We start from the raw sequence: 12,381 nt of genomic DNA on the forward strand, positions 1-12,381 counted from the left end.
TGATCTCGGTACTCGATACGGTCAAGAGGGCTTAGTCGTTCTTCGTGAACCGCCGTGGTACGGAACCGTATGCCCGGTGGTGTGAGAGGACGGGGGAGGCGACTCCCCCTCCTACTCGATTACTGCCGATAGGCTGGCAGGTGGGCACACGGCAAAGCAGGCCCGGTTCGTGGGGCCTGCTGCTTTCGCTCAGGAAGCGTGTCAGGCCCGGCTGCCGTTGGCTCGGCAAGGGCCCGGCGGGTTCAATTATGGCGCATGCGCAGGATGGCGGTCAGCACGTCGCGGCGAGTCACGATGCCGCACAGGCGACCCTGCTCGGTTACCGGGTAGACCTTGGGCTTCTGGCCCAGCATCTCCTGCGCCAGGTCGGTGATGCTCTTGGTGGGCGAGACCGACAGCACTTCGTTGCGCATCAGTTCCTTGACCAGTGGCGCTTCGTCGTTGAGATAGGCGCTCTGCAGCAGCTTGCCCAGCACGTCCTGCTCGGAAATGAAGCCGATCAGGTTGTCATTGTCATCGACGACCGGCACGCCTGGCAGGCGGTGCAGGGCCAGGCCTTTGGCCAGCGTCGTGATCGAGGTGTTGGCCGTGACCCGGTAGCAATCCCGGGACATGATCTCGCGAACGATGGTAGGGGCCCTGGTTTGCATGGCGCATCTCCTTGTTCGAGCGCTTTGGAAACACTGCACAAACGCCTGCGCGAGCGTATCGCTGGTCGGGAACGAACCTGGCCGCTTCATCTCGCTCGACGATTTGTTCAGCGCTTCCTTTTACGGACACTCTCAGCATAGCTGAATCGCTTCGGGCTTAAACAGCGTCTTCAACACCTTGCCAACGCTGTGGCTGGCCTGCTGGGGCGGTGATCCCAGGCACCGGAACATGGGTGGGTAGAGGCGAATCCAACGTTTTAGAAGGGGAGTGCAGGCTAGGCACTTTTTCAAGCACAGCCTAACTTGAGAGGTGGGCTGGCGCACCACACCCTGGCGCACCCCACCATAGTGGGCGATGGAGGAGCAGATGGACGCGCGTGAGTACATGGCACGAAAGGGCCTGGATGGCAGGCGCGACGAGGAGCGTCCCAATACGCTGGAAGAGAAGGCATGGGAGCGTGCCCGCCAGGCCGGTGGGCACCAGCCTCGGGCGGGCACTCCTCACGATTGGGAAGATTGGGAGCGCTACCACGACAAGCTGGCAGAGGGGGCGGAAGGCATCGATCAGAAGATCGATCACGAGGCGCATCGTCGGGCCCTGGAAATCGAACGGGGGGAGCGGGAGGCGGATGAGGCGGTGCAGCACTATACCCCCGCCAACGACACCGTTCCGGCAAGCGCTACCAGGCCGGGCCCGGAGGCTGAACGAGGCGCATCGTCATCGTCGCTTCCGCCCTCGCCGGTAGCGTCATCATCGCCGGCCGAGCCGATGCCTTCAGCGCTGCGCTTCGCCTTCAAGGTGCTTGCCATCCTGTTGCCACCCTTGGCGGTGGGCCTCTCCCAGGGGGGCGCCAAGCGAGTCGTCTACAGCCTGGCATTGACCCTGCTGGGATGGGTGCCGGGCTGCATCTACGCCTGGGTGTGGCTGAAGCGCCGGCTTGGGTGATGAGCTTTCCGGCCCATGGCAGGGCCACCTACGCACCATACTTCCATTTTCGTTTGCGAATAGTGAGACTAGAAACGAAAGCCTCATGCTCGGGGTCGCACTCCATGAGCGCTATTCGCAGCGCTTTCGTAAAGGGAATCGCAAGGGGAATTTCATAGACTAAGGTCTAGGTGTCCTGGCGAACATGCTTGTTGCCCTCTAATGATCGTTAAGCTAGTCTCGCTATCGTAAACGAACATTTGGGGCTATTTTTGATTGAAAGCGAACATTTGACCGAGTGGTTAGTTTTCGTTTCGATCAGCCAGAGCCTCATCTTCGACCCACAAGAATAATCGGGGCGAGGCTAATGTCTTACCTGCTTTCCATCGATCAAGGCACGACCAGCTCGCGCGCCGTGCTTTTCGATCGCTCTCTGAACCCGCTGGCCATCGCTCAGCAGGAGCTCGTCCAATCCTTTCCCGACGATGGCTGGGTGGAGCACGACGCCGAAACGATCTGGCAGACAGTGGTCGACGTCTGCCGCGAGGTTCTGCAGCGCACCGGTGTTGCACCTCGGGAGATCGCGGCAATCGGTATCACCAACCAGCGTGAGTCTACCGTGGTCTGGGATCGCGCCACCGGCGCCCCGATCCACCCCGTGATCGTATGGCAGGATCGCCGCACGGTGGCGCACTGCGATGCGCTCAATGCCGCCGGACATGCCGAACGGGTGCGCGAGCGCACCGGGCTGCTGATCGATCCCTATTTTTCCGCTACCAAGCTGGCCTGGATTCTCGACAACGTACCGGGGGCGCGCCAGCGCGCCGAGCGCGGCGAGCTGGCCTTCGGCACCGTCGACAGCTATCTCGTGTGGCGCTTGACCGGCGGTCGGCACCACGCGACCGATGCCACCAACGCCTCGCGCACGCTGCTGTTCGATATTCACACCCAGCAGTGGGATGCGGAGTTGCTGACGCTGTTCGACATTCCTGCCGAGGTGCTGCCCGAGGTGCGCGATTCCAGCAGCGATTACGGCAGCACCGAGCCCGGCCTGTTCGGTCACCCCATTCCCATCACCGGCGTGGCCGGCGACCAGCACGCCGCGCTGGTCGGCCAGGCGTGCTTCGAACCCGGCATGGTCAAGAGCACCTACGGTACCGGCTGCTTCATCATGCTCAACACCGGCGAGCAGGCGGTGGTCTCGAACAACCGCCTGCTGACCACTCTGGCGTATCGGATCGACGGCGTTCCCACCTACGCCCTGGAGGGCAGCATCTTCGTGGCCGGGGCCACGGTGCAGTGGCTGCGCGACGGGCTCAAGCTGTTCGATGACGCCGCCGAGACCGAGCGCTTGGCCGAGCAGACCCGTGCGGGCAGCGGCGTCTATCTGGTACCGGCCTTCACCGGGTTGGGGGCGCCGCACTGGGACCCGCGTGCCCGCGGGGCGATCTTCGGTCTCACCCGCGATACCGGTATTGCCGAGCTGGTGGCCGCCGGGCTGCGCTCGGTGTGCTTCCAGACACGCGATCTTCACCGCTGCATGGAGCAGGACGTCGGCCTCGGCCAGGGCAGGCTGAGGGTCGACGGTGGCATGGTCGCCAACGGCTGGCTGATGCAGTGCCTGGCCGACGTGCTGGGGCAGGAGGTCGACCGCCCGGCGGTGCGCGAAACCACGGCCCTGGGAGCGGCCTATCTGGCGGCGCTGGGTGTCGGCTGGTTCCGCTCGCTGGACGAGCTGGCGGCCAACTGGCAGTGCGAGCGCACCTTCTTCCCACGCATGCCGGCGGATATCCGCGAGTCGCTCTATGCCGGCTGGCAGGTTGCCGTGGAGCGGGTGAGGAGCGAGCGCGAACTTTCTGCCGGATGTGCGACGGAGCACGCATTGTCGCTCGCCGGCTAGAGCCCGCCTGGGGCTCACCTACGACTCAATAACGACGACAAAGAGTTCAGCATGTCCTTGATACTTGAAAACATCGATCACGTGGTCAATGGAGCCGTGCATATCGAGGGCGTCAACCTCGAGTTGGCGCCCGGCTCCTTCAACGTGCTGCTGGGGCGAACCCTGGCCGGTAAGACGACGCTGATGCGCATCATGGCAGGCCTCGAGCCGCCCACCCGCGGCAGGGTGCTGATGCACGGCGAGGACGTCACGCGTACCTCGGTGCGCAAGCGCAACGTCTCGATGGTCTATCAGCAGTTCATCAACTACCCGGCCATGACCGTTTACGACAACATCGCCTCGCCGCTCAAGCTGGCGCGGGTGCCGCGGGAGGAGATACGCCGCCGGGTTCACGAGACGGCCAGCATGCTGCACATCGAGCATCTGCTGGAGCGCTATCCGGCGGAGCTCTCCGGCGGCCAGCAACAGCGCACCGCCATGGGCCGGGCGCTGGTCAAGGATGCCGATCTGATCCTGTTCGACGAGCCTCTGGTCAACCTCGATTACAAGCTGCGCGAGGAGTTTCGCGAGGAGCTGCGCGAGCTGTTCAAGGCGCGCAACTGCATTGCCGTCTATGCCACCACCGAGCCCAACGAGGCGCTGGCCCTGGGCGGGCACACGGCGGTACTGCACGAGGGGCGCCTGCTGCAGTACGGCCCCACCGAAGACGTCTACCACCGCCCGCGCGACGTGCTCACCGCCGAGATGTTCTCCGAGCCGCCGATCAACGTGGTGCCGGCCATCGTCTCGGGCACGGAGGTGACCTTCGACCGCAACGTGCACTTCCCTCTCAATCGCGATCTGGCGGGCCTTTCGCCGGGGCAGTACCAGTTCGGCGTGCGGGCCTCCCACATCGGGCTCGAGCGCCGGACCAAGGACGATCTCGAACTCGAGGTGAAGGTCGACATCGCCGAGATCAGCGGCTCGGAAACCTTCCTGCACGTGCGCAACGAGCTGTTCCATCTGGTGCTGCATCTGGCAGGGGTGCACGAGTTCGCCGTGGACCAGCCGCTCAAGGTCTACTTCCCGACCCACAAGATCTATGCCTTCGACCGGAATGGCGACGTCGTGCACATTCCGTCTCGGCCAGGAGCGCACTGATGGCCCAGATAACTCTCAAGTCGCTGGCGCACAGCTATTCGCCCAACCCCTCGGGTCCCGAGGATTACGCCATTCGCGAAATGGAGCATGTGTGGCACCAGGGTGGCGCCTATGCACTGCTGGGGCCCTCCGGCTGCGGCAAGTCGACCCTGCTCAACATCATCTCGGGCCTGCTGACGCCTTCGGATGGGCAGGTGCTGTTCGACGACCGGGTCATGAACGAGCTGCCGCCCGAAGAGCGCAACATCGCCCAGGTGTTTCAGTTCCCGGTGGTCTACGACACCATGACCGTGTACGAAAATCTGGCCTTCCCGCTGCGCAACGTGGGCACGCCGGCGGCCAAGATTCGCGAGCGCGTGGCGGAAGTGGCCGACGTGCTCGATCTCACCTCGCTGCTCAAGCGCAAGGCGCGCAACCTCACCGCCGACGAGAAGCAGAAGGTCTCCATGGGGCGCGGCCTGGTACGCGACGACGTCTCGGCGATCCTCTTCGACGAGCCGCTCACGGTGATCGACCCCCAGCTCAAGTGGAAGCTCCGGCGCAAGCTCAAGGAGATCCACGAGCGCTTCAACATCACCATGATCTACGTGACCCACGACCAGCTCGAGGCCTCGACCTTCGCCGACAAGATCGCGGTGATGTACGAGGGCCAGGTGGTGCAGTTCGGCACCCCGCGTGAGCTGTTCGAGACCCCGGCACACACCTTCGTCGGCTACTTCATCGGCAGCCCCGGCATGAACCTGATGGAGGTGGCGCGCACCGAAACGGGCGTACGCACCGGCGCCGTCGATCTGACGCTGCCGCCCGCCCTGCGCGATGCCATTCATCGCTCCCGCTCGCGCAACGTCAAGCTCGGCATTCGCCCGGAGTTCGTGGAGGTGCTGACGGAGCCGGGCGAGGCCAGCTATCCCGTCGAGATCGACAACGTGCAGGACCTCGGCACCTACCGCATCGTGTCGTTCACCTTCGCCGGCATACCGTTCCGGGCGCGCCTGGGGGAGGACCGGCCGCTGCCTGCGCGGTATGCCTACGTTCGCTTCCCCGAAGCGTGGCTGAACCTGTACATCGACGAGTTCCGCGTGGAGGTGGGGCAATGAACAAGGTCTACAACAACCGGGCGTGGTTCCTGATCCTGCCCATGCTACTGCTGGTGGCGTTCTCCGCCATCATCCCGTTGATGACGGTGGTCAACTACTCGGTGCAGGACGTGTTCGACGCCAACACGCGCTTCTTCACCGGCACCGAGTGGTTCGAGGTGATGCTCAACGACCCTGCCTTGCAGGCGGCGCTGCTGCGTCAGTTCGCTTTCTCCTTCACCATCCTGGCCATCGAGGTGCCGCTGGGCATCGGCATCGCCCTGCTGATGCCAAAGCGCGGCTGGCAGGCCTCGGCGGTGCTGATCCTGATCACGCTGCCGCTGCTGATTCCGTGGAACGTGGTGGGCAGCATCTGGCAGCTCTTCACCCGCGGCGACATCGGCCTGATGGGGGTGGGCATTCGCGAGCTGGGCTACGCCTACAACATCACCCGCAATCCCGCCGATGCCTGGGCCACCATCATCCTGATGGACGTGTGGCACTGGACCCCGCTGATCGCTCTGCTGTGCTACAGCGGCCTGCGCTCGATTCCCGATGCCTACTATCAGGCGGCGCGCATCGACCGGGCTTCCAAGTGGGCGGTGTTCCGCTATATCCAACTGCCCAAGCTCACCAACGTGCTGGTAATCGGCGTGCTGCTGCGCTTCATGCACTCCTTCATGATCTACGCCGAGCCGTTCGTGCTCACCGGCGGCGGGCCGGGCAGTTCGACCACCTTCCTCAGCCAGTCGTTGACCACCATGGCCATCGGCCAGCAGGACCTGGGCCCCTCGGCGGCGTTCTCGCTGATCTACTTCCTCATCATTCTGCTGGTCTGCTGGGTCTTCTACACCGCGATCATGAACAGCCAGAAAGACAACACCACTCAGGGAGGAGCCTGATATGACCAGCTCCGTACCGACCACCCCCGAAAGCGTGCGCCAGCAGGCCGCCGAAGCCGCTGCACTACGCCGCAAGCGGGCACGTAACGTCACCACCCGCTGGCGCCGCCGCACACTGCTCGGCCTCTATCTCGTGTTCGTGATACTGCCGATCTACTGGCTGCTCAACCTGTCGTTCCAGACCAACAGCGAAATTCTCGGCAGCTTCTCGTTCTGGCCCCAGAACTTCACCGTAGCCAACTATGCACGCATCTTCACCGATGCCAACTGGTACATGGGCTACGTGAACTCGCTGGCCTACGTGCTGATGAACATGCTGATCAGCATCTCGGTGGCGCTGCCGGCGGCCTATGCCTTCAGCCGCTTCCGCTTCATCGGCGACAAGCACCTGTTCTTCTGGCTGCTGACCAACCTGATGGCGCCGCCGGCGGTGTTCCTGCTGCCGTACTTCCAGCTCTACTATTCGGTCGGCCTGTTCGATACCCATATCGCCGTGGCGCTGGCGCACTGCCTGTTCAACATCCCGCTGGCGATCTGGATCCTCGAAGGTTTCATGAGCAGCGTGCCCAAGGAGGTCGATGAAACCGCCTATATCGACGGTTACAGCTTCCCGCGCTTCTTCGTGACCATCTTCCTGCCCATGATCCGTTCGGGAATCGGCGTGACGCTGTTCTTCCTGTTCATGTTCTCGTGGGTCGAGCTGCTGCTCTCCCGCACCCTGACCGCCACCAACGCCCAGCCCATTGCCTCGATCATGACGCGTACCTCGACGGCCTCGGGCATCGACTGGGGCACCCTGGCCGCGGCCGGTGTGCTGACCATCATCCCGGGCATCGTGGTGGTCTACTTCGTGCGCAATCACATCGCCAAGGGCTTTGCCCTGGGCCGGACCTGAAGGGGAGGGAACGACGATGGAATGGATGGTCTGGACATTGCCCACGGCAGTCTTCTTCTCCGTCATCGCCGCGATCCTGCTCGGCATGACGACCTGGGAACTGGTATCGCCCAGCGTGGAACGGCGTGGCTTTCTGCCGATCGCCACCACCCGCGGCGACCGGCTCTTCATCGGGCTGCTCTCCGCTGCCTATATCCACCTGGCAGTGGTCGGCTTCACCGATATCTCGATTTGGTTTGCCCTGGGGGCTTCCGTCCTCTGGTTGCTGGTACTGATGCGCTGGGGCTGAACCAAGGCCGTACGGACGATAAAGGTGTCACGGATGACTCACAACACGCAGAACGAGGTCAACATGAAGAATAAAAGGATCCAACTGACGGCCATCGCGGGCAGCCTGCTGCTTGCTTCGGCCGCCCTGCACGCCCAGTCAGACGATGCTCGTGCTATCGCCGAGCGATTGGTCGATACGCACTTCCAGAACTCCACGCTCTCGAGGGAGGAGCAGATCGAGGAGCTGCTGTGGTTTGCCCAGGCCGCCGAGCCGTTTCGCGGCATGCAGATCAACACCGTGGCCGAGGGTTTGACCACCCACGTGTGGGAGCGCGACGTGTTGGCACCGGCTTTCGAGGAGCTCACCGGCATTCGCGTCACGCACAACATCATCGGCGAGGGCGATCTGGTCGACAACATGCAGACCCAGATGCAGACCGGACGCAACATCTACGACGGTTTCATCAACGACTCGGATGCCATCGGTACCCACATCCGCTACGGCACCACCATCAACCTCTCCGAGGCGATGGAGAACGAGTGGGCCGACTTCACCTTGCCGACGCTGGATCTGGATGACTTCATCGGCATCCAGTACACCACCGGCCCCGACGGCAGCATCTATCAGCTGCCGGCGCAGCAGTTCGCCAACCTCTACTGGTTCCGCTACGACTGGTTCCAGCGCGAGGACCTGCAGGAGCAATTCCGCGAGATTTACGGCTATGACCTGGGCGTGCCGACCAACTGGACCGCCTATGAGAACATCGCCGAGTTCTTCACCGATCACGTGGGCGAGATCGACGGCGTGCGGGTCTATGGTCACATGGACTACGGCCGTCGCGATCCGTCGCTGGGCTGGCGTTTCCACGACTCCTGGCTCTCCATGGCCGGCATGGGCAGCCCCGGCATTCCGTTCGGCAACCCGGTGGACGACTGGGGCATTCGGGTCGACGAGGAGAGCCGTCCGGTGGGTGCCAGCGTAACCCGCGGCGGCGGCACCAACGCGCCGGCCTCGGTGTTCGCCATGCAGAAGGCGGTGGACTGGCTGCGCGACTACGCACCGCCCGAGGCTCAAGGCATGACCTTCGGCGAGGCCGGTCCGGTTCCCGCCCAGGGCAACATCGCCCAGCAGATCTTCTGGTACACCGCCTTCACTGCCGACATGATCGACCCCAGCGTGGCGGTCACCGACGACGAGGGCAATCCGCTGTGGCGCATGGCACCGTCGCCCACCGGGCCGTATTGGGAAGAGGGCATGAAGGTGGGCTATCAGGACGTGGGTTCCTGGACCTTCTTCGACTCCACCCCCGAGGATCGTCGTACCGCGGCCTGGCTGTTCGGCCAGTTCACCGTGGCCAAGACGGTTTCGCTGGAGAAGCTGATGGCGGGCCTTACGCCGATTCGCGAATCTGACATCTTCTCCGATCAGATGACCGAAATGGCGCCGCGCCTGGGTGGCCTCGTCGAGTTCTATCGCAGCCCCAACGAGTCCATGTGGACGCCGACCGGTACCAACGTGCCCGACTATCCGCGCATGGCACCGCTGTGGTGGCAGAACCTGGCACCGGTCATCAGCGGCGAGATCACGCCTCAGGAAGGTCTCGACAACCTGGCCAGCGCCATGGACAACATCATGGCGCGCCTGGCCCGGGCCAACGTGTTCGAGGCCTATCCGCCTGTGCTCAACGAGGAGCGCGACCCGGAGTACTGGCTGTCGCAGCCGGGTGCACCCAAGGCCAAGCTCGACGACGAGATGCCGCAGGGAACCACCATCCCATACGACCAGATGATGGAAGAGTGGATGGCCGCCGGTACACGTTGATGCCGACTGAAACCCGGCGCAACGGCTAGGCGCGCCGGGTTTCGCAACCATTCGTGTTTCCGGTAGCCCGTCCGGGTCATTCCAGGCCCCGTTCGGCGCTCGCCGAACGGGGCCTTTGTCTTCGAAAGGTCCGCACATGGAACTGCGTAGCAGCAATATCGACAAGCTGAGCGGCGAGGTTTTCGACGTCCTGATCGTGGGCGGCGGCATCAACGGCGCGTCCGCGGCGGCGGCTCTAGCCGGCAAGGGCGTTCGGGTCGCGCTGATCGAACGCGGCGATTTCGCCGGCAGCACCAGCATGCACTCCTCCAATCTGGTATGGGGCGGCATCAAATACATGGAGAGTCGCGACTTCGCCCTGGTGCGCAAGCTGTGCCGGAGTCGCAACCACCTGATCAAGAGCTATCCCTCCACGGTTCAGGAGATCCGCTTTCTCACCACCATCACCCAGGGTTTTCGCTACCACCCGCGCTATCTCTGGGCCGGTGCCTGGCTCTACTGGCTGATCGGCAACGGCTTCACCCGCATACCGCGCTTTCTGTCGCCCCAGGCGATAGGCGACAGCGAGGCGATCATCGACACCAGTAGCGCCGTTGGCGGCTTCGAGTACTCCGATGCCTATCTGCACGACAATGATGCCCGTTTCGTCTTCAACTTCGTGCGCGGGGCGCTCAACTACGGCGCCGTGGCGGTCAACTACGTCGAATCGCTGGGTGCCCGGCGCGAATCGGACGGTTGGCTGACCCGCGTGCGCGACGTCATGACGGGCAGGGAGCTGGAGGTGCGCTCGCGGGTGTTGATCAATGCCGCCGGCCCCTGGGTCGACGAGCACAACACGCTCACCGGTCAGTCGACGAACCATCGTCACGTCTATTCGAAGGGCATTCACCTGATCGTGCCGCGGCTGACCGACAGCCAGCGGGTGCTGGCCTTCTTCGCCGACGATGGCCGGCTGTTCTTCGTCATCCCCATGGGGCCGCGAACCTGTATCGGCACCACCGATACCCGGGTCGAGCGTCCGGAAGTGGTAGCGACGGAGGAGGACATCCGCTTCGTGCTCGACAACATCAACAAGCGGCTGCGGCTCGAGCGTCCGCTGGACCAGCAGGACATCATCTCCATCCGCTGCGGCGTTCGCCCCCTGGCGGTCAAGGCTACGGGCGGCGGCGAGCGCGACTTCCTGCAGCTTTCGCGTAAGCATGCCATCGACATCAACCGGCAGGATGCCCATCTGAGCATCTTCGGCGGCAAGCTGACCGATTGCCTCAACGTCGGCGAGGAGGTGGTCGAGGCGGTGAACCGCATGGGGATCGAGGTGCCTTTCCCGAAGCACCGCTGGTACGGCGAGCCGCCCGATCAGGTACGTCGGGAGTTTCTGCACCAGGCCAGGCTGATGCGACTCGACGATCTCACCGCGCAAGCGTCATCCGAGCCGCTGTCGACCCGGCTGTGGCGGCGCTATGGCACCCACGCGCTGGAGATGCTGGAAGAGATCCGCGAGGACCCCCGCCAGGCCGAAGTGCTGATAGAGGGCACCGAGTACCTGCGCTGCGAACTACACTACGCCAAGCGGCGCGAGATGATCACGCGGCTGGAGGACTTCCTGCGCCGGCGCTCGAAGATCGCTCTGGTGGTGCATGAAGAGGCGATGCGTCGCTCGCCCGGTTTGCGTGAGGCCTGTGTGATTCTGTTCGGCGACGAGGCCGATGCGCGCCTGGAGGAGTACTTCGCCACGACCCGGCGCGAGCGTAGCGAGGCCGCCGCCATCGAGCGGGCTGCCACGGTCGCCGCCGCGAGCGCAGCGCTGGCTGAGCCGGGCGCCGAGCCGGGACGTCAGGCGTCGCATTGATGTTCGGCGGGTTGGCAGTATAATTCGCGTCAACTCAAATCGAATGCGAGGTTGACCGTGGGCTACTTGATCGGCGTCACCGCGCTCTGGGCCTTCTCGTTCTCGTTGATCGGCGTCTATCTGGCCGGTCAGGTGGACAGCTATTTCGCGGTGCTGGTGCGTGTGGTGCTGGCGGCCCTGGTGTTCCTGCCGTTCCTGCGCCCCAGGCTGCTGGCCGGCCGCCAGCGGCTGGCGCTGATGGGCCTGGGCGCCGTGCAACTGGGCGTGATGTACATCTTCTTCTATCAGTCCTTCCTGCTGCTCACGGTGCCGGAGGTGCTGCTCTTCACCATCTTCACGCCGCTTTACGTGACGCTGCTCGACGATGCGCTGTTCGGCCGCTTCACGCCGTTCTACCTGCTCACCGCCGCCCTGGCGGTAGTGGGAGCGGCGGTGATCCGCTACGACGGAATCGACAGCGGCTTCCTGCTCGGTTTCCTGGTGGTGCAGGGGGCCAACCTCTGCTTTGCCCTGGGCCAGGTGGGCTATCGGCGCCTTTCCGCGGATCTGCCCGCCGAGCTGCCGCGTCACAGCGTCTTTGCCTGGTTCTACCTCGGCGCCCTGGTCGTGGCGCTGCCGGCCTTCGCGCTGCTCGGCAACGCCTCGGCGCTGCCTACCACCAGCGTGCACTGGGGCGTACTGGCCTGGCTGGGGCTGGTGGCATCGGGGCTTGGCTACTTCTTCTGGAACCTGGGGGCCACCCGGGTGGATGCCGGGGCCCTGGCCATCATGAACAACGCGCTGATCCCGGCCGGGCTGCTGGTCAATCTGGTGATTTGGAACCGCGACGCCGATCTGCTGCGGCTGGGGCTGGGCGGGGCGATCATCGTCGGCTCCCTGGTCCTCAACGAGTGGTGGCTGCGCCGCCGCGCTGCCGTTCCCGCCTGAGACGCGTTTGCCCGTCCTGCCCACT

The 12,381-nt window shown here is 64.1% G+C and carries 11 protein-coding genes; 10 read left to right on the forward strand and 1 reads right to left on the reverse strand.

Annotation, left to right across the window (positions count from 1 at the left end; translation table 11 throughout):
* Positions 1-242: 242 nt before the first annotated feature.
* Positions 243-650 carry a CBS domain-containing protein gene (locus tag HOP58_RS17365; RefSeq protein ID WP_010629305.1) on the reverse strand — a complete coding sequence of 136 codons (408 nt, stop codon included), beginning with the start codon at positions 648-650 and terminating at the stop codon, positions 243-245.
* A 367-nt stretch (positions 651-1,017) separates the two neighbouring features.
* Between HOP58_RS17365 and HOP58_RS17370 the strand changes: the two genes are divergently transcribed.
* The 10 genes from HOP58_RS17370 (at position 1,018) to HOP58_RS17415 (ending at position 12,356) form a co-directional block, all read left to right on the forward strand.
* Positions 1,018-1,596 (forward strand): YqaE/Pmp3 family membrane protein, encoded by a 579-nt coding sequence (locus tag HOP58_RS17370; protein ID WP_234261014.1) that lies wholly within the window; start codon positions 1,018-1,020, stop codon positions 1,594-1,596.
* Positions 1,597-1,942: 346 nt separating this feature from the next.
* On the forward strand, positions 1,943-3,475 hold the full coding sequence (gene glpK / locus HOP58_RS17375; protein ID WP_234261015.1) for a glycerol kinase GlpK: 1,533 nt from the start codon (positions 1,943-1,945) through the stop codon (positions 3,473-3,475).
* Positions 3,476-3,526: 51 nt separating this feature from the next.
* Complete coding sequence (locus HOP58_RS17380) at positions 3,527-4,615, forward strand: ABC transporter ATP-binding protein (protein WP_010629302.1); 1,089 nt, start codon at positions 3,527-3,529, stop codon at positions 4,613-4,615.
* Entirely contained in the window at positions 4,615-5,712 is a 1,098-nt protein-coding gene (locus HOP58_RS17385) for an ABC transporter ATP-binding protein (RefSeq protein ID WP_010629301.1), read from the forward strand. Before HOP58_RS17380 ends, HOP58_RS17385 begins: the two co-directional genes overlap by 1 nt.
* Positions 5,709-6,593: a sugar ABC transporter permease gene (locus tag HOP58_RS17390; RefSeq protein WP_010629300.1), complete on the forward strand. Its 885-nt coding sequence runs from the start codon at positions 5,709-5,711 to the stop codon at positions 6,591-6,593. Before HOP58_RS17385 ends, HOP58_RS17390 begins: the two co-directional genes overlap by 4 nt.
* 1 nt (position 6,594) lies before the next feature.
* Positions 6,595-7,488: a carbohydrate ABC transporter permease gene (locus tag HOP58_RS17395; RefSeq protein WP_010629299.1), complete on the forward strand. Its 894-nt coding sequence runs from the start codon at positions 6,595-6,597 to the stop codon at positions 7,486-7,488.
* Between the two features lie 16 nt (positions 7,489-7,504).
* Positions 7,505-7,777 carry a DUF2160 domain-containing protein gene (locus HOP58_RS17400; protein WP_010629298.1) on the forward strand — a complete coding sequence of 91 codons (273 nt, stop codon included), beginning with the start codon at positions 7,505-7,507 and terminating at the stop codon, positions 7,775-7,777.
* A gap of 63 nt (positions 7,778-7,840) precedes the next feature.
* Entirely contained in the window at positions 7,841-9,580 is a 1,740-nt protein-coding gene (locus tag HOP58_RS17405; RefSeq protein ID WP_026038225.1) for an ABC transporter substrate-binding protein, read from the forward strand.
* 136 nt (positions 9,581-9,716) lie between these two features.
* Positions 9,717-11,429: an FAD-dependent oxidoreductase gene (locus tag HOP58_RS17410; protein ID WP_234261016.1), complete on the forward strand. Its 1,713-nt coding sequence runs from the start codon at positions 9,717-9,719 to the stop codon at positions 11,427-11,429.
* 57 nt (positions 11,430-11,486) lie between these two features.
* Positions 11,487-12,356, forward strand: a complete 870-nt coding sequence (locus HOP58_RS17415; RefSeq protein ID WP_234261017.1) for a carboxylate/amino acid/amine transporter — start codon at positions 11,487-11,489, stop codon at positions 12,354-12,356.
* Positions 12,357-12,381 lie beyond the last annotated feature (25 nt).

It is taken from the genome of Halomonas sp. MCCC 1A11062 (assembly GCF_021404355.1).
Taxonomy (GTDB): Bacteria; Pseudomonadota; Gammaproteobacteria; order Pseudomonadales; family Halomonadaceae; genus Halomonas; species Halomonas aerodenitrificans.

Excerpts from the sequence above, each read along its gene's own strand:
- HOP58_RS17365 (WP_010629305.1), bottom strand. The coding sequence starts at position 650 with ATGCAAACCAGGGCCCCTACCATCGTTCGCGAGATCATGTCCCGGGAT.
- HOP58_RS17370 (WP_234261014.1), top strand. The coding sequence starts at position 1,018 with ATGGACGCGCGTGAGTACATGGCACGAAAGGGCCTGGATGGCAGGCGC.
- glpK (WP_234261015.1), top strand. The coding sequence starts at position 1,943 with ATGTCTTACCTGCTTTCCATCGATCAAGGCACGACCAGCTCGCGCGCC.
- HOP58_RS17380 (WP_010629302.1), top strand. The coding sequence starts at position 3,527 with ATGTCCTTGATACTTGAAAACATCGATCACGTGGTCAATGGAGCCGTG.
- HOP58_RS17385 (WP_010629301.1), top strand. The coding sequence starts at position 4,615 with ATGGCCCAGATAACTCTCAAGTCGCTGGCGCACAGCTATTCGCCCAAC.
- HOP58_RS17390 (WP_010629300.1), top strand. The coding sequence starts at position 5,709 with ATGAACAAGGTCTACAACAACCGGGCGTGGTTCCTGATCCTGCCCATG.
- HOP58_RS17395 (WP_010629299.1), top strand. The coding sequence starts at position 6,595 with ATGACCAGCTCCGTACCGACCACCCCCGAAAGCGTGCGCCAGCAGGCC.
- HOP58_RS17400 (WP_010629298.1), top strand. The coding sequence starts at position 7,505 with ATGGAATGGATGGTCTGGACATTGCCCACGGCAGTCTTCTTCTCCGTC.
- HOP58_RS17405 (WP_026038225.1), top strand. The coding sequence starts at position 7,841 with ATGAAGAATAAAAGGATCCAACTGACGGCCATCGCGGGCAGCCTGCTG.
- HOP58_RS17410 (WP_234261016.1), top strand. The coding sequence starts at position 9,717 with ATGGAACTGCGTAGCAGCAATATCGACAAGCTGAGCGGCGAGGTTTTC.